Genomic DNA, 21,283 nt, shown 5'->3' with positions numbered 1-21,283 from the left:
CGCAGAGGATACGTGGTTTTTGAGCCCAATACTGACCAACCAATCAATACTTGACCTGTGGGAGCTGGCTTGCCAGCGATGGCGGTTGCACATTCAAAGCCGAGGTTGACTGATAGACCGCTATCGCTGGCAAGCCAGCTCCCACAGGGTACATATGTTGTCAGGCAGTACGCGGTTTACGGCCCGACACAAAATGGCTGACATCATTGAACCCCGGCGTCGAGGCATGCCCTGGCGTTACCAGCGAATCGATGAACGCCTCATCTTCGGCCGTGATCTTCACCGCTTGCGCCTTAGTGTAGGCGTCCCATTGTGCTTCGGTGCGCGGGCCGACAATGGCGGAGGTGACGGCGCTGTTGTTCAACACCCAGGCGATGGCGAACTCGACGATGCCGACGCCGCGTTCCTCGGTGTACCGGTGGATCTGCTGGGCGATGCGCAGGGACTCGACACGCCATTCGGTTTCCAGGATGCGTTTGTCCTGGCGACCGGCGCGGCTGTTGGCGTCGGGTTGCGCATCCGGCGCGTATTTTCCACTGAGCACGCCGCGCGCCAAGGGGCTGTAAGGCACGACGCCGAGACCGTAGTTTTGCGCGGCGGTGATTTGTTCGGTTTCAGCCTGGCGGTTGACGATGTTGTACAGCGGCTGGCTGATCACCGGCCGGTCGATTCCCAGTTTGTCGGCGATGCGAATCACCTCGGCAATGCGCCAGCCGCGATAATTGGACAGGCCCCAATAGCGAATCTTGCCCTGGCGAATCAGGTCGCCGATGGCCGACACGGTCACCTCCAGCGGGGTGTTGTGGTCTTCGCGGTGCAGGTAATAGATATCGAGATAGTCGGTGCCCAGGCGCGTCAGGCTGGCGTCGATACCGTTGAAAATATGCTTGCGGCTCAAACCGCTGCGGTTCGGCAGGCCGTCTACCGGGCCGAATCCGACCTTGGTGGCCAACACCCATTCATGACGGTTACCCGCAATGGCTTCACCGACGATTTCTTCGGAGCGGCCATTGGTGTAGACGTCGGCGGTGTCGATGAAATTGATGCCCTGGTCCCAGGCCTTGTCGATGATTCGCAGGGAATCCTCGGTGCTGGTCTGTTCGCCGAACATCATGGTGCCCAGGGTCAGGGTGGACACTTGCAGGCCCGAATGACCCAGTGTGCGGTAGCTCATGAGGAAATCCTTTTGCCGGAGGGAAAGGCTCAATCAAATACCAGATCTGTGGCCGGTAGCAAACGCAAATCTCAGACACGCGCAGGCTAATTGTAGGAGCGAGCCTGCTCGCGATAGCGCAGTGTCAGTCAACAGAGATGTTGAATGTTAGAGCAAAATCGCGAGCAGGCTCGCTCCTGCAGGGGAGCTGTGGTGATCAGGCGCGCAAGGTGCGGGTCATACGCAACGCCAGCAGGCTACCGCAGACAATCACACCCGCCAGCAGGTACAGCGCCGCATCGGTGGAACCGGTGCTGTCCTTGACCCAACCCACCAGGTACGGGCTGAGGAAACCGGCCATTTGCCCCATGGAATTGATCAATGCCAAGCCACCGGCGGCAGCGCCGGCACTGAGCAGTGCCGTCGGCACCGGCCAGAACATCGGCAGGCCGGTGAGGGCGCCCATGGTGGCGATGGTCAGGCCGAGAATGGCGATGGCCGGGTTGGCGGCGAAGTTCACGGCGATCAGCAGACCGAGCGCGCCCATCAGCATCGGCACCACCAAATGCCAGCGTCGTTCTTTGCGCAGGTCTGCCGAGCGACCGACCATCAACATGAACACGGCGGCCAGCAGATACGGAATCGCGCTTAACCAACCAATCACCAGGTTATCGCTGAAACCGAGGTTCTTGATGATCGACGGCAGCCAGAAGTTGATCGCGTAGACGCCGCTCTGGATGCAGAAATAGATCAGGCCGAATGCCCAGATCGCCGGGTTCTTGAATACGGCCAGCAGCGAATCCGTCGTGGTTTTCGGTTTGTTGGCCAGGTCTTCGGCGTGGTCGGCTTCAAGCACCGAACGCTCGAACGGGGTCAGCCATTTGGCATTGGCATAACTGTCGCTGAGCAGGAAATACGCCAGCGCACCAAGGACTACGGTCGGAATGCCTTGCAGCAAAAACATCCACTGCCAGCCGGCCAAGCCGCCCTGGCCTGCGGCGAAGTGGTTGAGAATCCAGCCGGAAAAAGGACTGCCGAGCAGGCCCGACACCGGGATTGCCGACATGAACAGCGCCATGATGCGGCCACGGCGGAACGTCGGGAACCACTGCGAGAGATACAGCACCACGCCCGGGAAGAACCCGGCTTCGGCGGCACCGGTGAACAGGCGCAAGGTGTAGAACTCGGTCGGCGTGGTGACGAACAGCAGGCAGGTCGACAGCGTGCCCCAGGTGATCATCATCAACGCGATCCAGCGTCGTGGGCCGAATTTGGTCAATGCCAGGTTGCTCGGCACGCCGCACAGTACGTAGCCGATAAAGAAGATCCCGGCGCCGAGGCCGTACACGGTTTCACTGAATTTAAGTGCGTCGAGCATCTGCAACTTGGCGAAGCCCACGTTCACCCGGTCGAGGTAGTTGAACAGGTAGCAGATGAAAATGAAGGGGATCAAACGCAGGGTAATGCGTTTGTAGACGGCGTTTTTTTCGTCAACGATGGCCTGGGTTGCGGCGGCGCTCTGTGACATGGCGGCTCTCTCTTTATTATGATTTTTTGCGATGCAAAGGGTAACGTTGATCGCCCGCAGAGTCTCGACCACCCTCGGGGCTGCTGTCTTTGTGCCTGAGCACAGGGTTTGCAACCAAGGCCTGTGCGGGTGAACAACCGCCAGGCGCTCACGCTTTCAAGGATCACCGTTATGTTCGAACTCGATCACGACCTGGCGCAGGACATCGTCGACCGCGCGATGGCCATCCTGCCGTACAACGTCAACGTGATGGACAGTCAGGGGCTGATTCTCGGCAGCGGCGAACCGGAGCGGGTCAACACCCGCCACGAAGGCGCGCAACTGGTGTTGGCCAACGGCCGCGTGGTGGAGATCGACGCGCAAACCGCGATCCACCTCAAAGGTGTGCAGCCGGGCATCAATCTGCCGCTGATGCTCGACCAGCGCTTGATCGGCGTGCTGGGCATCACTGGCGAACCCGAGCAATTGCGCACCTACGCTGAACTGGTACGCATGACCGCCGAGATGCTGGTGGGCCAGCGCAACCAGCAGGCCGAGCAGCAATGGCGGCGCCAGCGATGTGATGACCTGTTGGCCTTGTTGCTCAGCGAGGCCGGAGACTCGCCGCGATTGATCGATGAGGCACAACAACTGGGGCTCAAACCGCAGATGACGCGGGTGCCGTATTTGTTCGAATTGGGCATGGAACACGGGCCGGGGCAAACCGCCGAGGCGCTCAGTGCCTGGCTGACCAGCCGGTATCCCGATAGCTGGTGCGTCAGTTCCTCGACGTCATCGTTGCTGTGGTGCCGACCGGCCAGCCAGTCCATCGAAAACGATCGGCTGCTGGAAAAGCTCGATGGCCTGGGCTGGAACATTCTGCGCGTCGCGGTGGGCGGGCAGGCCGACGGTCTGACGGGATTGCGCCGCTGCTATCGTCGTGTCGGCGACTTGCTGGCTTACGGGCGCGGCGTGTTGCCCGCTTGCCGCTTGCTCACGCTCAACCGCTATCGATTGCCAGTGATGCTTTGGCGGCATCGCAACGACGATGCGCTGGACGAGCTGCTCAACCCTTTGCGCAAGGTCATTGCCAAGGACAGCAACGGCCAGTTGCTCGCGACATTACGCAGTTGGTGCGAACACGACGGCCAGAGCCAGGCCTGCGCCGAAGCCTTGGGCATTCACCGCAACAGTTTGCGTTATCGGATGGAAAGAATTGCCGAGCTCAGCGGGGTTGATCCGTTGAAGCTGGACGGCATGCTGGCGTTGTACCTTGGCGTGCAGTTGCTCCCCCAGGAAACACCGTCGCCATTGTAGGAGCCGGCTTGCTGGCGATGGACGTCAACGATAACGCGTCCTGCCTGAATGCTCGCGGTGCCCGGGCGTTCATCGCCAGCAAGCCGTCTCCTACAGGGATTGAGGTTTATCCAGCGGTTTTGTGGAAATGAACAATAATCCCTCTGGCCGCTTGTGCAGCGGCCCGGCGTCATTGCGCCGGGCGGCTGGCAGCATGGGGGCAATGGAACTGGAGAATTCCCATGAAAATCGTGATCGCCCCTGATTCGTTCAAAGACAGCCTCAGCGCCCAAGGCGTGGCCGACGCCATTGCCCTCGGTTTGGCTGACGTCTGGCCAAATGCGCAGTTGATCAAATGCCCGATGGCCGACGGCGGTGAGGGGACGGTCGAGTCGGTGCTGGCGGCCTGCAACGGCGAGCTGCGCCGTACTCAGGTTCGCGGGCCATTGGGCGCGCCGGTTAACGCCGCATGGGGCTGGTTGCCCGAGAGCCACAGCGCAATCATCGAGATGGCCGAGGCCAGCGGTTTGCAGTTGGTGCCGCTGGCTCAGCGTGATGCCTGCATCAGCAGCACCTTCGGTACCGGCGAGTTGATTCGCGCAGCGCTGGATGCCGGGGCGCAACGGGTGATCCTGGCCATTGGCGGCAGTGCGACCAATGACGCCGGCGCCGGAGCCATGCAAGCGTTGGGTGTGAAACTGCTGGATGCTCAGGGCAAGTCGCTCGCACCGGGCGGTTTGGCGCTCGGGCAGTTGGCCCGCATTGACCTGAGCGAAGTCGACCGGCGATTGGCCAACGTGCGTTTCGACATCGCCGCCGACGTCAACAACCCACTGTGCGGCGCACACGGTGCCTCGGCGATTTTCGGTCCGCAAAAAGGTGCGTCGCCCGAGCAGGTCGAGCAACTGGATCAGGCATTGGGGCACTTTGCCGATCACTGCGCCAAGGTCTTGGAAAAGGACGTGCGCGACGAGCCAGGCAGCGGAGCAGCGGGCGGTTTGGGCTTTGCTGCCAAAGCCTTTCTGCATGCGCGTTTTCGCCCCGGGGTGGAAGTGGTGGCTGAGCTGGTGGGCCTGGCAGAAGCCGTGCGCGGCGCCGATCTGGTCATCACCGGCGAGGGCCGTTTCGACGCCCAGACCTTGCGTGGCAAAACCCCCTTTGGTGTTGCGCGGATCGCCAGACAGCAAGGGGTGCCGGTGATCGTGATCGCCGGCACCTTGGGTGATGGTTACGAGCAGATGTACGAGCACGGCGTCGATGCCGCATTTTCCTTGCCGTCGGGGCCGATGACTCTGGCGCAGGCTTGCGCCGAAGCTCCGCGATTGTTGCGTCAACGGGCAGGAGACATAGCGCGGGTTTGGCGGACAGCAGAGCTGAAGCTTTAGCCATCGAATGCCTGTCAATAAACGTCGAGTCTGTGGCAAAGAGGGCTTGCCGGAACCCACCACGCGCGCTCGGCGTAGCCGTCGCAGGCCGGGAAATGCGTGCTGGGCATCGACCTTTTCACCCTCTCATTAATGCCCTGTATACATCACCACCTGTCAACTCTGACAGTTTCGCTTTTTTTTCCACGAGCGCTTAATTCGCCCTGGGTCTGATTGGCCTGCTGCGTGACGGGACTCGCTTGGCTTGCCCCTAGCGCCCAAGCTTTTGACCGACCGAACGGCCGTAGCACTTCCTATGGCTAAAATGGCGTGACAGGAGAGGAAGAACATGGCGAGTACACAGAGTAAAAGCCAGCGAAAAAAGGCCAATGCCGACTATTTGAAACTACGCAGCGACTATCGCGCAAGGCTTGCCGAGAAACCGATCTTGTTGGACGGGGCTGATTTCGTTGATCCTGCTACAAAAAAGATCCTCCATGGTCCCAGACTGGCGGCGAACCAGAAACTGACGGTGAAAATCCCGCGGTGGACCGGTACCCCGCCCGAAGACTATTCGGATATCGTCACGCTGTTTTTGGACAAAGGCGACGGAGCAGGTTTTGTCGAAGCAGGTAACCACGAATTCAAAATCCATACGGGCGAAGCCGACTTTCGGGAAACCTTCCCCTTCGCTATGGATATCCCCCGCACATCTCTTCCGCTAGACGCGACCTGCCAGCTGAAATACGTGATCTATTACTACAACGGAGAGGATGAAGAAAGTGACCCTGTCGAGTTCCTTTGCGATCAGGTGAAACCTTACGACGGCATTGCGCCAATTGCGCTGACGCTTGCGACCCCCTTTCTCGACGATAACAATTTGCCGGCGGCAGGCAAGCTCGACGTCACTGTTCCTGCATCTACCGATTACCAGTGGAAAGATGGTGACGCCATCGCCATTTATCTGGTCGATGCTGCGAATATCCCAGAGAATCCGATCGGTCTTACTCCGGTTTACTTCGGGCTTTTGCCCGATCCGGGCGTGGCAGGTGCGACAGTGAGCATACCGGCGGCGGCAATTCGAGGTTTGGGTGACACCGATGGCGTCTTTATCTACGTATTGCGGGACCAGGCGCTCAACGACAGTGTGGTCTCGTATTGGACAAAAGTAAGCCTCACGTTCGGTCCGTTACCGACTCCACTGGATTCTCCCACCGTTCCACAGGCCGATCCCGGACCGCTGTTGGTTGAACACGCCCGAGACGGGGTGAGCGTCTGGATCAAACGACACACGGCTTACAAAGCCGGTGACACCGTCGAGCTCACATGGGGCAGCACTGTCGTGATGGGAGATTTTCCGATTCCTGTCAATGCTGATCCGGAGATTGAAATTCCGGTAACGCCGTCGCGAATCATGTTGGAGGAGTACGGGCAAAGCACCACCGGGGATATAGAAACCGCCATCAGCTACAAAGTATTTCGCAAAGGACGGCCGTTCGGCCCTGCCTCAAAGACCATCAAAGTCAACTTCGAGGTCGCCATACCATGGCTGCCCTGGCCGCCGGTCGAGGAATGGCCGGTTCCGTGGCATCCGAGTTTGTTGAAAGGCGTAGTGGAGAATCACGATAAGACCAGGACCAATCAGTTGAGCCGGGCTGACAAGAACGAGAAAGCTTTCTTCACGTTCACGTGGTATGCCCAAGCAGTTAACGGCCATGTTGTCGACTTCTATTGGAATGGTCTGCATGTCGTCGAGGCTCAGCTCACGTTTGACGATACGGCGGCCCCGGGCCCAGGGCATAAACCAGGCGATGACGTAACGGTTGAAATTCCGTGGCGATACATCAGTGAGGGGGGGAATGATCCGAAAGTCCCCGTCCAGTATCGGGTCAGCGCTACCGGGCTGGAAAATGACCTGCCTTCAGAGATTACCGAGGTCGACGTCAATGCGATTGCGGTTGAACTCCCACGTGCGGAATTCCCGTCAGTCACCGGCAACTTTCCGAACTGCGCATCGCTGGAAGCCAATGGCGACCTCAGGGTTGAAATACCTGACCTCAGCTCGCTGCTCAAGGTCGGCGACAAGATCCATGTCGTGTTCACACCCATGACGGGAGAGAGCGGTGCAGAAACACCGATCCCAGGTGCAGAGTTCGAAAAAGATTTCATCCTGGGAACGGATGGAGACATCACAGGTTTCGAATTCCCGGTCACACCCTACGCCACACATATCAAGCCGCTCTTCGATAAAACCGCGCCCAACAGAAGAGGGCGGATGAAAATCCAGTATTTCTTTAATGACGGCACCGAAGAAATCGGATCGATCCCGTACACCCGCATCACGGCATTCCATGACGGGGCTGGCGAGTGTCCCATCTCAAGGCCCTAGTGTTGTTTGCGGATAAGGACGCGGGCGTTTATGCCCGTGTTCTTACTAATACCGACAGTGCTGCGGCAGTTTTTTGATTGATGTTGCTTACAGTCATGCCGAGCGAAATCTCACAGAAAAAAGGATTAGTCCTACATCTTCTTGCGGGGGGAGTGCATAGGATCGCCGCCTTTGACCGTAGGCCAGGCGTCACAAGCCGCTGGGTGAAGCGGTCTGCAAGTAAATGTTAATGCCCAGGAGCTCTCAATGTCTGTCAGTCCGACCTTTGCAGTATCACCGCTCGCGCGCCTGCTCAAACTTGCCACTTTCACACCGCTGCTGCTGATCAGCCACACGAGTCTGGCGCAGACCCTTATTGATGGCAGGTCGGAAACCATCGGTGCCAACGGGCCGCTTGACAACTATCTGATACAAAACGCCGGCAGTCTGACTGCCAACGGTGCCAGAACCTCGCAGATTCGTGCCCAAACGGGGTCGAGTGTCCAGCTCAACGGCACTCAGGTCACGGCATTGGGGACCAGTAACGGCATCGATCTGTCCGCCAGTGAGGCGACTATCGCCAACAAGAGCACAGTGGTAAGCAGCAGCACGGGATTGCGCCTGGCACAAACCTCAAGCGGTGGATCGAAGGCGACAGTCAACGACAGCCAAATCATCGGTGGGAGCGTGGGGGCCAGTCTCAGTGCTCAAAGCCAGCTGACTCTCGAAGCCGGTTCCAAAGTCACCGGGAGCAATGCTGATGGTGTGGGTATCCGCAGTTTCGGCGGCCAGATTTCAGCTACGGACAGCACTATTGTCGGCGGACGCAACGGTATCAGCCTGCTTGCGGACCAAAACCTGTCAGCCGCTAACGCGCTGATCCTCAACAAATCTCACGTTGAAGGCGCGAGCGGTTCGGCGATCATCGTTGATGGCCAGACCCAGACCAACACCGAACGGGTCAATATCAAGGTCAACGACGGCTCTACATTGAAGGGTGGCAACGGTACGTTGCTGGAGGTAACCAAAGGCTCGTCGGTTAATTTCAACGTCGATAACAGCCATTTGATCGGCGATATCGTGGTGGAGGCCGGCAGCAGTGCCGATGTCGTGCTCGATCATTCCGCGACGCTGACCGGGCGCCTGGAAAACGTCCAGAATCTGGCGGTCAATAATGATGCCCGTTGGGTAATGGTCGGTGACGGTCAGGTGCAAAACCTGACGTTGAATGGCGGTGGCGTCCAGTTCGGCAATCCGGGTCAGTACTTCAAGCTGGCAGTGCAGACTTTGTCCGGCGAAGGCGGCACGTTCTACATGCACAAGGATTTCAATACGGGTCAGGTCGACACCCTCACCGTTACCGAAACGGCCAGCGGCAATCACTTGGTAGCGATCGACGCCAGCGGTACCGAGCCGGTGGGGGCGGGTTCGGTACCGGTGGTCCATATCGGCGGTGGCGATGCAACTTTTGCCTTGAAGGACGGCGCCGTAGACCTCGGGGCTTTTTCTTACGATCTGATCAAGCAAGGCAACAACGACTGGTACCTGAACACGGCAACACGCGTCGTCAGCCCTGGTACCCAATCGGTAATCGCGTTGTTCAACGCCGCGCCGACCGTTTGGTATGGCGAGCTCAGCACCTTGCGCAGCCGCATGGGCGAAGTGCGCATGGACAACGCAAAGGCCGGTGGCTGGATCCGCGCCTATGGCAACAAATTCGATGTCGACGCCAGCTCTGGCGTGGCTTACCGGCAAACCCAGCAAGGCCTGTCGTTCGGTGCCGATGCGCCGCTGCCGATGGGGGACGGGCAATGGCTGGTGGGTGTGCTTGCCGGTTACAGCCAATCCGACCTGGACATGAGCCGTGGTACGACTGGCGAAATCGACAGCTACTACCTGGGCGCCTATACCACTTGGCTGGATGAGCCGAGCGGCTACTACTTCGACGGCGTACTCAAGTACAACCGCTTGCAGAACGAGTCCGATGTTCATCTCAGCGACGGCACCAAGGCCAAAGGTAACTACGACACCCATGGTCTCGGTGCTTCCCTGGAGTTCGGTCGCCATATAAAGATGGGCGACAACTTTGTTGAACCCTACGCCCAACTGGCGGGTGTGATGTTTCAGGGCAGGAGCTATGACCTGGACAACGGTCTGTCCGCTGATGGTGACCGCTCGCATTCGCTGCTGGGCAAATTGGGTGTGACCTTGGGGCGCAACTTCAACCTGGGCGAGGGCAAGGTGGTGCAGCCGTACGTGCGAACCGCTTATGTGCATGAATTCGCCAATAACAACGACGTTGAAGTCAACGACAACCGCTTCAACAACGACCTTTCAGGTTCTCGTGGCGAAGTGGGCGCAGGCGTGGCGATGACATTGACCGACAAGGTGTCGTTGCATGCTGATTTCGATTACAGCAATGGTGACAAGATCGAACAGCCGTGGGGTGCGAACGTGGGAATGCGTTACACCTGGTAATCGTATGACGTGTTATCACCGGCCAGGGAAGGCGGGTACACCGCGAGTGCAACATTCTTTATAAAGCGCAAGGGAGGCAAGTCCCGAGTGATGGGCGGGTTCTTCTTTGCATGTGATCCAAGGAGACTTGTTCATGGTTACGTTAAACAGTACTCAGCGTTTTCTTGCACCACCGGCGCCCAAGCCTGAAGTGATCGGGTTGATTGAAGATGTGCTTGATGGTGAGCCCGGTTTGGTACCGGTAGCATTGACTGGCGATAACCTGAAGGTCTGGTTCACCATACCGCTTTACTCCGACCCGGATGTCGGTGAAGAGACGTATGAGTTGTTTGTGGATGATAAGACGGACGCGATTGCTACACGGAAATGGACCACGCCCATCGAGGATTCAGACCGGTACCTGGAATTGCCCAGAGACTGGATGCGCAACAATGATGGACAACACCGAATCTATTACACGACAAAGATTTACAACGATGCAGAGAACCGCTCGCTGGAGCTGGTGATTACGCTGGATACCCGCGCGCCTGATCTGCCGTCGGGGGATGACAGCAAGTTGATTTTCCCTCCCGAAGTTGCACCGCCTCCCATACAAATCACCGCCGCCTATCTCGCCGATCCGGCCAACGAAGATCGGGTACTGGCGACACTGCCCGATTACACCGAGAAAAAGGTCGGTGATGTCATTACCTGGTATTGGGAGCGCTCTCCCGGTGGACGGGAAATAGTAGACACGGTGACTCTCGCACGGGACGACCTGGGCAAGCCGGTGCAAGTGGCCTTCAAGGGCGATCTGCTTCGTCGGGCTAACGGGGAGTTTTACGCGTCCTATCGGGTGCGTGATAGAGCCGGTAACGAGACAGGCCTGTCCCAGGATATAGAATTGAGCGTCAACATCCGTCCACCCACCCCGCGCAAGTTTCCCACCGTCAAGCAGGCGGAAAGTGCTCCGAACGGCACGGGAGTATTGAACCCGTTCCGCGGGATAGCCGGGGTGACTGTGGTGGTAGAAGGCTCGGAGGTCGACCCGGGTGAAGAGGTGACCGTGGACTTCATCGGTCTGGGCGGCGAGGGCGGTATCGGCTCTGTCACGGGTGTAAAACCAGTCCCCCCCGGTGGGCTGGAGTTCGCCATTCCTGCGCCGTTTGTCGCGGCCAACATTCCCGTGGGTGGGGATGGACGCAAGGTTGAGGTTCGTTATTGGGCCGGCCGTGATGTTCAGCATTCAGCGGTTTATACGCTGTCTATCTCCGAGTTTACTGCAGAAGCATTTGGCGCAGTCATGTGCCCTGAGGCTCAGATCGGTTCACCGGCGACACTCTCCAAGAACACAGTAGCGCTGTCCGGTGCAAATATTGACATTGAGAAATGGGCTTATCATGAGGGCACCCAGAAGATCAATGTGTGGGCCATGGCTTCTGGCGTTCGAACAGATTTCCTCAAGGATGCGCCGACGCCGCTCAATGCCGACGGAAGGTTTCGCACGCCATTACCCAAAGCCTATGTAGCATCGCTACCCCTCAACAGCACGTTTACCCTGTATGCCAGTGTCAGCTTTGATCAGGGCCATAGTTATCGCCCCTTCAAATCGATGTCGATGAAGCTGGTCACGTAGCCGATCCTGTTTACGCGCTTCCCGGCAGGGCTGACCTCCCGGGAAGCGGGCTCATTTATAAGTAATGGTAAACGCCAGCGCACCCTCCGCTGAACCCGCCTCGACATTGCTGCTGGGGCCGGTCTGATAGTAACGGGCGTTGTACTCCAGCAGCATGCCGCCGGTGGCCGGGATGGCGCCTTGCACTACATCGGCCTCCAATGCGACAGGCGTCAGGGCATCACGCCCCAGTATTTGAATGCCGACACCTTTTGCGCTGGAACTGCCTCCCAGACTGAACAAACCCTTGCCAGCGTCAATTGTCCGGGAACCTGCCGTGGGCTCCAGGCGAATATGCGCATAGGTGACCGTGCCCCCAACCAGCGGGTCGGAAATACAGGAGTTCAACGCGATGGTGAAAGGTACTGCATCGGTAGTGTGACCTTCACCGGTAAATTCCAAAGTCGACCAGTCTCCCAGCTTGACCGGGTCAGCACTGACCGGGTTGGCCGACAGGCTGCACTCTGCCTGGGTGACGGAACCGCTCAAGGCCAGGCCGAAGGCATTGGGAATACCGGTGAACGAGGCATTGACCAATTCCCGTCCCGAATCCAGCTGTTGCATGCCGCGGCCGATTGTCCCGGTTTTGACCAGGGTGATAGCGCCGCGCAACACCGAGTGCTGCAAGACAAAAGGTGTACTGAAATCGATGTAGCCATCGAAGGGCACTGAGCTGTCGGGGCCACTGAGTTTCCAGAATCCGTTGGTGAGGCCATCGTACGGAGTGCCGAATTTGATCAGGGCGCCGACTCCGGCGATGTTGGTCTGCAGCAAGGTGCCGTTAGTGTCCATGCCAAGGATTCTGGGGCTTGGCCCAGGCACCGGTGCGGTAGTGGCCGCGGCATTGAACGTCAGTCGAGTGCCGTCAGTCACGCAGTGGATGGACAGCCCTTTGCCACTTTCAATGAATGCCTGGTCTATCGGGCCTATCGGGTCGCCGATCTTGGCGTCTCTGGGCACGAAGAGTGCGCCCACATTGGCCACATAATTTATCGGTCCCGTACCACTGCCCCAATAACAGGTATTGGTGGCGGCGTACGTGACATCAACCGGCATCAGCCCACTGATGGCGAGCGCGAGTAGAGCGCCTGGAAAAAATCTGGTCGACATGCTGTGTTCTATCCTGGCAAAAAAACCACTCGAGGCACCGCGAGGTGCGTCGAGCAGGGGTAAACGAAGCCTTGAGTCAGCGACAAATCAGGTCTTGAACCCGATAGCCTTGCTCCATGGGCATGCTCTGGACATCGAACCGCAGCTGGCACTGCTCGGTAGCGGCATTGCCCCAGCGCACATTCAAGGTTTGCGGGCCATCGACAGTGCCCAGCAGTACCTGGCCGGCCTGGCCGACAATCCCGAGTACGTCGTCGTTGGTATTGCTGACCTGAGCGCCAAAGGGCAAAGGAGCGCCCTGGCTGTCGCGGGTGGTCAACACCAGCCGTTGTACCGTGCGCGCGGGGAATGATGCTTTGACCACAGCACCGCGACGCGGCACGACCTGAGTCACGCCATTGTCGATCTCCACATTCGGATCGAGCTGGTCGGTATCGAGGATCACCCGGTTGACCCGGTAGGGCTGTAGATAGGGGATCAAGGCATAACCGCGGTCGTTGGTCCTGGCGCTGGAGGCATTCAGCAAGCCGACGCCCGGGATGTCTGGAACATGGGCCAGGCCACTGGTCTCGCCCAGATAAGGCCCGAACTCAAAGCCGTCGCCGTGGAGCAGCATCGCCCCGCTGGCGTTGAGCGAAAGATTGTTGTAAGCGCTGCCTTGAGCGATACCCGCACCGAGACTGGCAAACGGTGTCTGATAGCCCAGCGCCAGTTCAGCGGTTTGCTGGTGGTTTTCATTGTTGGACAAGGAGGCCCGATAGTTGAGCCGATCGCCATCGGCACGGTCAGAAAAAGAGGCGCGTTGATTGAACCGGCCAGCACTTTCCCGCAAGTCGAACGTGGCGGTGGTAGAGCGGCCGAAATCCAGCGGCAACGAGACACTCAAGCCGAACTGACGGTCATTGGTCTGTTTGTCGTTGAGCGACTGTGATGCGTAGAGGCTGTAGCTGACCGAGTTGTGGCGGGTATTGAGATTGAACTGGAACTGACGCTGCTGATAGTCGGATCGCCAGAAGTCCTCCTGCGATAACGTCAGGCTCAGCGAGCTGTTGGTCCCGATGTCCTGAAACACTGACGCTTCCAGCAGGCTGCGCCGACTGCCGCGATAGCCCTCATCGGCGCTGCGCTCGCGTACTGCTTCGCTAAAATCGCGATAACCTTCGGTGGAGTAGCGATAGCCGGCGAAACGCAGGTTGGTACGGGTCTCGAACGTCTTGCCGTATTTGATCGCGTAGCTCATGCCCTGAACGTTGCGACGGCTGTCCTGGGAATCGATGTCGGCAGCGGAGCGTGTGACATCGAACGACAGTGCGCCGATCGAACCGAGGTTTTTACCGATGCCAAGCGTGCCGGCGTGATAGAAATCATTGGCCATCAGCCCGCCGTAGAGCGTCGAGTTCCATCCAACACCGGTTGCCAGGGTCCCTTGCCAAAGCATCGCGTCGTCCGCGGAAAAAGACGGTGCGTTGTAGCGACCCAAACTGCTGCTGTAGCGCCAGACGCCTTCGCGCAGCAGGTTGTTGAGTGTTGCATAGGGTTGAGTGAAACGTCGCACCTGGCCATCGGCTTCGGTCAGGATTATTTCCAGCTCTCCACTGCCGCCGGCGGTTGTCAGGTCGTTGATCTCGTAGGGGCCGGCACTGACATAGGTGGAATAGATCGGGTAACCATTCTGGCGTATCTCGAGCCTGGCCCGGGTCTGCGCCACACCGCGAACGATCGGCGCATAGTTTTGCTGTGAATCTGGCAACATGCTCGGGTCCGACGCAATCTGCACACCTTTGATCGGAATGCTCCTGAATACATCGCCCGGGGTGTAGGTTTCGCCCAGGGTCAGCCGCGAATGCGTGCCGGGGAGGTCGCGTTGAACATAGGTGTAGGCGCGCGACCATGTGCGCTCGCCCTGAGCGTCGCTGCGAAAGGAGTTATTGCTGCGCAGGCGCCATGCACCCAGATTCAAGCCACTGTTCAAGTACAGATCCTGGTTGCTGTTTTGGCCGGTCTGGTAGTTGCGACCTTGCTGGGCTGATAATTGATAGTTCACGAACGCTGAATTGATACCGTAATCCCACAATTGCGGATCGACATAGCCGGCCACATCGCGACGCATGGCAATCTGCGGGATGGAGATCGACAGTGCGAGTTGGCCGCCATCCAGTTCGGTCAGCGCTCCGGGAATCAGCCGCTGCAGGTCGACGCAAGAACCCAGCGTGGCCGCTGGCTCAGCCAGGCTGTCGAGCTTTACGCCGATGTCGTTGAGCAGTTGCTGCGACAAACAGGGAACCAGCCCATTGCCTTGGGCATTGGCGGTGAACTCGATTTCCCGGCGGTCGAAAAAGCTTCGGTTGATGTCGATACTCACCAGGTAACGCCCGGGCGCCAGATCCTGATTGTTGGAGAGTGCTTTCAAGGCCAGCGCGCCGGCATCGCTGGCATGGCTGTCCAATTGACGCATGAAGGTTGACTGAAATTCCACCTGGGTGGCGCCAAGAGCCGTCTCGGTTTCCAGCATTACAATGCTGGCGCCGGTAAATACACCAAAATGAAACAAGCGCTGCGCGGGAGTTGAACTCCAGTGCGGGAAGAAAGGCATGGTGATAGTCCGCGCAATGTTAAAGGTCAAGGGTGACGGGCACGGTCATGGGAGGCGTAAAACCGCCGTAGTCGGAGATCACGGAAAAGCTCACCTGCATTCCCGGGCTCGGCTTCAAACCGTCCAGTTCAAAGGTCTGAGCGTCCAGAGGGAGTGCCATGGGGGTGTTTTTCAGATTGACTTTCTGCCCGTTAGCACTCAGTTCAATACGCACGAAAGACACGTGAAAGGGCGTGGGATTGGTCACCACCAGACGGTTTTTGCCCTCGACCTTTTTTATTGACCAACTCAAGTCTTTCAAGGAGTCCAACGCACTGCTCTTGAGTTCGACGGGGCGGTAGAACAACTTGATGCGCGTGCGCAAGGCGATATTCAACTGGTTGCCTTGACCGGCCTCTACTTGCGGTATTTCCTGGACGTTGAAATAAAACAGCGACTCGCGATCTTTGGGTAGCGTGTTGGGCAAACCATTGATCTGCACCTGTTGTTCTTTACCGGCATTCAAGCGAAACAGCGGTGGTGAGGCGATAAATGGCACAGCGGTAGTTTGGTCGTCGGCAGCCGTATTGACCCAGGTCTGGACCGCGAAGGGTTTGTCGCTGGGGTTGAGAATGCTCAGTGAAACATTGCGTTTATCGCTGTCGAACACCACCCGGGTACTGCTTACTGTCAAAGCGCCATAACTGTTGGGAAGCCAAAGCGTCGTGGCCCCCAGCAACAAACAGGCAAGCGCGCCCGCCCTGAAAGGAACAGGGGGTTTAATAAAGCCAAACATAGTGAATCCCTGAATCGAAGAACTGGCCTGGAACAACGGGCGATGAGGCCCGTTGTTTGAATGAGGGAACGGAAAGTTAGTTGATATCGACGCGGAAGTTGACATCCGCATCGGCAGGGCCGGCAGTGACATTTGCGGCCGTTGCAATATACAACGCTGTGAAGTACATCAACGTTGGTTCAAGTTCGTTCAGTGGATAGATCGCCGATTGGGTACCATGTTTAACCAGCGTATTGGTATTGTCCTTGATGGCCACGGCCACGCCCGTCGCGGCGCCGGCGACAGGTTTGATTCCATAGTGATCACCGCCACCGCCTTGAACCGAAGTAAAGGTAACGGTTGCGTCAAGCTTGCCCGGGGTCAGCGAGCAGCTGCTGCTTGGGGTTATGCGCATTTGAAAGCCGCGACCGCCACCTTCAGTGCCAATTCCCTTGAAGTCTCCCGCATCCACCGCCCCCAATGGGACCAGATTGCCCACCGCACCACTTTCCGGGTTGACGATTTCAATCGGACAGGTCGCGCTGGTAATTTTGCCGGAAAAGTTGATCGTGCCAGTAGTGGCGAACGCCGAAGTGGCCGCCAGGCTCAAGGCAAGGCCAAGCGGGAGTGCGAATAAAGAGGTCTTCATGTAACGAAATCCTTTGATTAAGTGGTTCCAGCGGATGTTGAACGAGACAGTGCCGGAAGTACTCACGGTTGATGTGAGTGAGGGGAGGTAGTTGTGTTGTCTCAGCGGCGGGAGTTTAAAGAGGGAAGTGGAGCGGGGATATGAGAGAACTCTCAGTTTGTTTCTAGGCAACTGTATAAATTGGCCCTGAGAGCAGTTGTATTTGTAATGACTGCAAGGTTCGGGCCATGGAGTGTCAGTTCATAGAAAAAGGCTCCAGCCTATATAAGGGTGGAGCCTCTGATTGGTGATATTAATTGGTGATATTTTTTAGTGTTCTAATTTTTGCAGCTATTTCACTGACGTTTTGCGCCGGCAGAGTAGGGATTGAAGAAAACCCTTTTTTACCTGCAGATGGCTGCCATCCCCCACGCCTGTCAGGTTCGACTGGTCCTCCTAAGTCTCTTTGTGTGGATGTCCCGGCAGAGGATTGGTCTTGCACTGACGGAGACACATTAGGTTTTGGCTTAGGATTAGGACTAGGATTAGGATTAGGATTAGGCAAAGGCTTAGGCAAAGGCTTAATAGCAAGAGCATTTGTTGTGGTTTGGGGATTCCCAGAAGGTCCAGTACTTGCACGAGGAAATCTAGCTACGCTTGGTATAAATTCATCAGGTAGTGGAGGTGGAGTAGGAATCGGAGTCGGAGTCGGAACGCCTCTATAGGGGCCACGCGGAAGATGGCTCAGTTTTTTAGTCATCATCTTTTCCAGGGGGTCTATTTTACCAAGTGCAGAGTAAAAGCCAAATCCTGCAAATGCAACATCCAGGCCACCAGAGATCAGGGAGCTCGTCGCGTGGCTCTCGCGGTCTGTCAACTTTGTTGCGGTCGTGGCTTGGATGCCTTCATATATGCCATAGGCGCCGCCACCTATACCAATCCCTGTAAAAACGACGGTACCCGCGATGGCCGCCGCGCCAACCGGTGGAGCAATCAGCACTGCCGCGATGGTAAGCACTATACCCAAGGCCGACAGAATCGCGCCCCCGATACCCGTCCAGTTAACCCCCCGATTGGCATGCCCCGTCGGGTCGACAAAATTGATCGGGTCACCCGCGCAGTACACGTAAGGGTTGATCCCGCCGGCACCGAACGGGCTGAGCGAATCCGGGCTGTGAAAGCGCATCAGTGTCGGGTTGTACGCCCGGTAGCCGCGGCCCAGCAGGTACCAGCCGCTGAGTTCGTCGCGGACTTCGCCGTTGAAGCCGAGCAGGCATTTCAAATCATCGTCCGGGTTGCGTTCACCGTATGCGCCATAGATAGCTTTTCGCAGCTCATTTTGGTCACTTTCAGCCAGCACACTGTTTTTACCGTCGGTCAATAACAGCAGTGTTTGCGCTGGGTCGTCTTGCTCCTGTTGGCCCAAAGGCTGATCGCCGAGATACAGGTAATCAATTTTCCTGCTGCCCTGTTCAGTGCGGCTCAGGCGATCGTCCTGATAAAAGCGCAAGGTTTCGGCCTGTGAACCCTGGGTAACGCCCAGCAAATGGTTATGGGCATCATAGCGGTATTGGCTGACGATTTTGCCGTCGGCATCGGTGACGCGCAGCAACCGGCCCTGGGAGTCATAGTGCAGGGCCTGGCCATTCTCATCGTGCAGCAGGTTGCCATCCTCGTCGTAGTCGAGCGTGCAGCTGGCCGGGTAGTCGGGGTGGGTGTGGGTGACTTCCACCAATTGACAGCGATCGCTCGGCGAAAAAAAGCTGAGGGCATCGTCACGGGTACCGTCGGCAAAAAGCGTGTAGACCCCTGTGACGTTATCCAGCGCGTCGAACTCGAACAGTTGTTCCTTGATGGCGTTTTTATAGCGATCCTGGGGCAGGGCCGGGCCTTCGCACCTGTACTCCACCATCCGCCCGCGCTGGTCATAGTCGAAGGTTTCCAGCAACTCGGTTTGCTCATCCACCTGCAAGTGACGAGTGCGTAGCTTGCTGTCGTCGCGGTAAGTCTGGCTGATGGTTTGCTTCGGGTGACCGTCCAGCTCCATCAATCGGGTGACTTCCCGGCCTTGATCGTCGAAGGTCAGGGTGGTCCGCAGTGTCTGGTCGGTGTGTTTATTGCGGGTCGTGATGAGGTTCACTTGCCCCAGGTTGTCGTACTCGAAAGTGGCGAGCAGTTGGCCTTGAGTGACGTTCTTGATCCGCCCCTTATCGTCATAGCTATACGTGCAAAGCAAGCCGTTGGCGTCGAGACGGGTAAGCGGACGTCCGCTCAGGGTGTGGGTGTAGTTGGTTTCCCATTGCTTGCCTGAGCGCTTTTCCTTCCACAACTCCTTGAGCAATTGACCGGTGGAACTGTAAGCGAAGGTATGCTCGCCCTGGGTATTTTGCGACAGGGTAAGCTGAGCATCTTGTTTGTCATAGTTGAAGCTTGACTGCTCGTCCGGGGCAATGCTGCCCACCGGCGTGCCCACTAGCCCGGGCTTATATTCATAGGTGATCTGTTTTTTGCTGGCGGTGGTCGTCTTCCACACCTGGGACTGCCCACCCTGATACTCGAATGCCTGGACACGCGGCCCGACTTTCAACGCCGTCCGGCGATCAAGGCCATCGTAGGTCTGGTTGCCAACACTGACAGCCACCTCATTGACGACAACCTCCAGGTCAATCGGCAGCTCACCGGCACTGTGAGTGGCGTAAGCGCGGCGAATTTCAGTGTAGTCGGGCAAGGTCGTAGCCTGTATCCGGGAAAACAGATCGAACTCAAAGCGCGTGGACTCGCCCATTTCGTTGATTTGCTCAACACAGTTACCCAGGCCGTCGTAAAGGTACTGACGCTCGCTGACAACCTTGTCCTGTGCGTCCAGTGCTTCGATCTTGTCTTCCTTGCCGAAGCGGTTGAGTGTCGTGCGGCTTTTGCCCCTGACTTTAACCGGTGCCAAGGTGCTTTCCGTCCAGGTGCACAGGGTTTGTGTAGGCGGATTGATTTCGGTGACGTGCGCCACGCCATCGGCTCCGATGACCTTGTATTGTTCCCCCCAGTCGTCGTAGTGATAATGGCTGGTCAAGGGTCTATCGACGGCGCCTTCCCAGTCGATATTGGTTTCGCTGGTCAATTGCCCAAGGTTGTTGTAGGTGGCCTTGTAAGTTTGGCGAAACGCTTGCGGATCGCCGCCCAGGGCATCGACGTCCTGGCGCTCTACTTCGATGACCCGATTGTGCCCGTCCAGCCAGGTAACGGTCTCGACGCCTTTGACGTCCTTGGCGCGTTGGCTGGCCTTTTGGCCAACCCCGCCATTGGTGAGTGCATAGGTATAGAGGCGGCTGGCTTTGTAGTCATCAGAGTCCGGTGCCACGATTTCCTCGATCACTCGACCGAGGCGGTCATACACATAGGCGATTCTGGCGTCGTTATCGTCCTGAGCGAGCAACTTGTGGCCGCTGAGCAGTGAGTGCTCCTGGGTGATGACCTTGCGTACCGCTTTCATTATGCCTGGCTGGTCCGGGGCGTTCGAATAGTCATCAAACCCGATCAGTTCACTTTCCGTGCGCATGACCAGCGCACCCGCGCGGGTATTGTTCGCAATGCTGTAGCGGTATTGGGTGGTGGTCAGGGTATCGGCCCGCCCATGCAGTGTTTGCAACACCCTGCTGATGAGCCCGTGTTGGCGAGGGTCTGCCAGGTTGTCGATGTACTCATGGGTGATGCGCCGAAGTTCCTGATGTGCAAGGCCATCAACTGTTTGCGCCAGGGTTTCGTCCCGCAGTGCCAGCCAGGGGCCGCTGCCGGCCAGGCCTTTTTGCGCGGTGTAGGTGTAACGGGTCTGCAGGGTCGGAGCCTTGCCGTACCTGGACTCGGCCGGCGTCACGGTCTTGCTCTTGAGGTTGCGCACAAAACCCTGAGGGTCGGCTGGGCACAGGACATTGCCGTCCGCGTCCTTCTCGCCCTTCGCGGGGTACCACTCGCTGGTTTCGGTCACGCCGTTGGCGTTGACCTGGGTCAGCAGGTTGCCGAAGTCGTCATAAGTGGTGGTGACCGTTTCCTCGTGCCGGGGCAGCGTGGCGCTGAGGTGGCGCCAGGTCTGGGTGACCTTTTTTGGCAACTGGCAATAGGGCTTCTGCGCCTTGAACTCCAGCATCGGATCGATGTAATACTCGGTTTCGGTCCTCTGGTAGGTGTGTTTCTGCGGATCGCTGCTGTATTGGGTGGTTTCTTCCAGCACCAGCAGGTGAAAACGGTTGAACACCCGTCTGGTTTCACGCACCTTCTTGCTGCTCAAGGCATCCCAGAGGATCTCTTTGGTCTCGTACTGATAATCCGAGCGCACTTTATAGAGGTTGTCCAGGCCATCGTTGCTCCAGGACAGGCCGCTGCCGAA

The 21,283-nt window shown here is 57.8% G+C and carries 12 protein-coding genes; 5 read left to right on the top strand and 7 right to left on the bottom strand.

Annotation, left to right across the window (positions count from 1 at the left end; genetic code table 11):
- Positions 1–160: 160 nt before the first annotated feature.
- Positions 161–1,174, bottom strand: a complete 1,014-nt coding sequence (locus D8U73_RS00075; RefSeq protein WP_130903390.1) for an aldo/keto reductase — start codon at positions 1,172–1,174, stop codon at positions 161–163.
- A gap of 196 nt (positions 1,175–1,370) precedes the next feature.
- Positions 1,371–2,681: an MFS transporter gene (locus D8U73_RS00070; protein WP_056852755.1), complete on the bottom strand. Its 1,311-nt coding sequence runs from the start codon at positions 2,679–2,681 to the stop codon at positions 1,371–1,373.
- A gap of 171 nt (positions 2,682–2,852) precedes the next feature.
- On the opposite strand from D8U73_RS00070, the gene D8U73_RS00065 reads away from it, so the two are divergent.
- From D8U73_RS00065 to D8U73_RS00045, 5 genes are all read left to right on the top strand, one after another.
- On the top strand, positions 2,853–3,977 hold the full coding sequence (locus tag D8U73_RS00065) for a sugar diacid recognition domain-containing protein (protein ID WP_130903389.1): 1,125 nt from the start codon (positions 2,853–2,855) through the stop codon (positions 3,975–3,977).
- Between the two features lie 221 nt (positions 3,978–4,198).
- On the top strand, positions 4,199–5,341 hold the full coding sequence (locus D8U73_RS00060; RefSeq protein ID WP_130903388.1) for a glycerate kinase: 1,143 nt from the start codon (positions 4,199–4,201) through the stop codon (positions 5,339–5,341).
- A 328-nt stretch (positions 5,342–5,669) separates the two neighbouring features.
- The gene (locus D8U73_RS00055; protein WP_130903387.1) at positions 5,670–7,709 is read left to right on the top strand and encodes a hypothetical protein; all 2,040 of its coding nucleotides are present in this window, start codon (positions 5,670–5,672) and stop codon (positions 7,707–7,709) included.
- Between the two features lie 246 nt (positions 7,710–7,955).
- A complete protein-coding gene (locus D8U73_RS00050) occupies positions 7,956–10,166 on the top strand; it encodes an autotransporter outer membrane beta-barrel domain-containing protein (RefSeq protein ID WP_130903386.1) in 2,211 nt (736 codons plus the stop codon).
- 133 nt (positions 10,167–10,299) lie between these two features.
- A complete protein-coding gene (locus tag D8U73_RS00045) occupies positions 10,300–11,781 on the top strand; it encodes a hypothetical protein (RefSeq protein ID WP_130903385.1) in 1,482 nt (493 codons plus the stop codon).
- A 51-nt stretch (positions 11,782–11,832) separates the two neighbouring features.
- Here the strand turns inward: D8U73_RS00045 and D8U73_RS00040 are convergent, their stop codons facing one another.
- From D8U73_RS00040 to D8U73_RS00020, 5 genes are all read right to left on the bottom strand, one after another.
- Positions 11,833–12,930, bottom strand: coding sequence for a fimbrial protein (locus D8U73_RS00040; protein WP_130903384.1), 1,098 nt, complete (start codon positions 12,928–12,930; stop codon positions 11,833–11,835).
- A 76-nt stretch (positions 12,931–13,006) separates the two neighbouring features.
- The gene (locus D8U73_RS00035; protein WP_241668492.1) at positions 13,007–15,442 is read right to left on the bottom strand and encodes a fimbria/pilus outer membrane usher protein; all 2,436 of its coding nucleotides are present in this window, start codon (positions 15,440–15,442) and stop codon (positions 13,007–13,009) included.
- A gap of 100 nt (positions 15,443–15,542) precedes the next feature.
- Complete coding sequence (locus D8U73_RS00030; RefSeq protein ID WP_130903460.1) at positions 15,543–16,298, bottom strand: molecular chaperone; 756 nt, start codon at positions 16,296–16,298, stop codon at positions 15,543–15,545.
- Between the two features lie 76 nt (positions 16,299–16,374).
- Positions 16,375–16,992, bottom strand: a complete 618-nt coding sequence (locus D8U73_RS00025) for a fimbrial protein (protein ID WP_241668491.1) — start codon at positions 16,990–16,992, stop codon at positions 16,375–16,377.
- 226 nt (positions 16,993–17,218) lie between these two features.
- Positions 17,219–21,127, bottom strand: coding sequence for an RHS repeat-associated core domain-containing protein (locus D8U73_RS00020; protein ID WP_130903382.1), 3,909 nt, complete (start codon positions 21,125–21,127; stop codon positions 17,219–17,221).
- Between the last annotated feature and the right edge of the window lie 156 nt (positions 21,128–21,283).

The sequence above is a fragment of the Pseudomonas sp. Sample_22 genome (assembly GCF_004307635.1).
Classification (GTDB): Bacteria; Pseudomonadota; Gammaproteobacteria; order Pseudomonadales; family Pseudomonadaceae; genus Aquipseudomonas.
The sequence above is the reverse complement of the archived record's forward strand: the minus strand, read 5'-3'. Positions and strand labels throughout refer to the sequence as shown.

What these genes read in the sequence shown, in the direction of transcription:
- D8U73_RS00050 (WP_130903386.1), top strand. Translation starts at nt 7,956, where the DNA reads ATGTCTGTCAGTCCGACCTTTGCAGTATCACCGCTCGCGCGCCTGCTC.
- D8U73_RS00040 (WP_130903384.1), bottom strand. Translation starts at nt 12,930, where the DNA reads ATGTCGACCAGATTTTTTCCAGGCGCTCTACTCGCGCTCGCCATCAGT.
- D8U73_RS00045 (WP_130903385.1), top strand. Translation starts at nt 10,300, where the DNA reads ATGGTTACGTTAAACAGTACTCAGCGTTTTCTTGCACCACCGGCGCCC.
- D8U73_RS00035 (WP_241668492.1), bottom strand. Translation starts at nt 15,442, where the DNA reads ATGCTGGAAACCGAGACGGCTCTTGGCGCCACCCAGGTGGAATTTCAG.
- D8U73_RS00055 (WP_130903387.1), top strand. Translation starts at nt 5,670, where the DNA reads ATGGCGAGTACACAGAGTAAAAGCCAGCGAAAAAAGGCCAATGCCGAC.
- D8U73_RS00030 (WP_130903460.1), bottom strand. Translation starts at nt 16,298, where the DNA reads ATGTTTGGCTTTATTAAACCCCCTGTTCCTTTCAGGGCGGGCGCGCTT.
- D8U73_RS00075 (WP_130903390.1), bottom strand. Translation starts at nt 1,174, where the DNA reads ATGAGCTACCGCACACTGGGTCATTCGGGCCTGCAAGTGTCCACCCTG.
- D8U73_RS00060 (WP_130903388.1), top strand. Translation starts at nt 4,199, where the DNA reads ATGAAAATCGTGATCGCCCCTGATTCGTTCAAAGACAGCCTCAGCGCC.
- D8U73_RS00065 (WP_130903389.1), top strand. Translation starts at nt 2,853, where the DNA reads ATGTTCGAACTCGATCACGACCTGGCGCAGGACATCGTCGACCGCGCG.
- D8U73_RS00070 (WP_056852755.1), bottom strand. Translation starts at nt 2,681, where the DNA reads ATGTCACAGAGCGCCGCCGCAACCCAGGCCATCGTTGACGAAAAAAAC.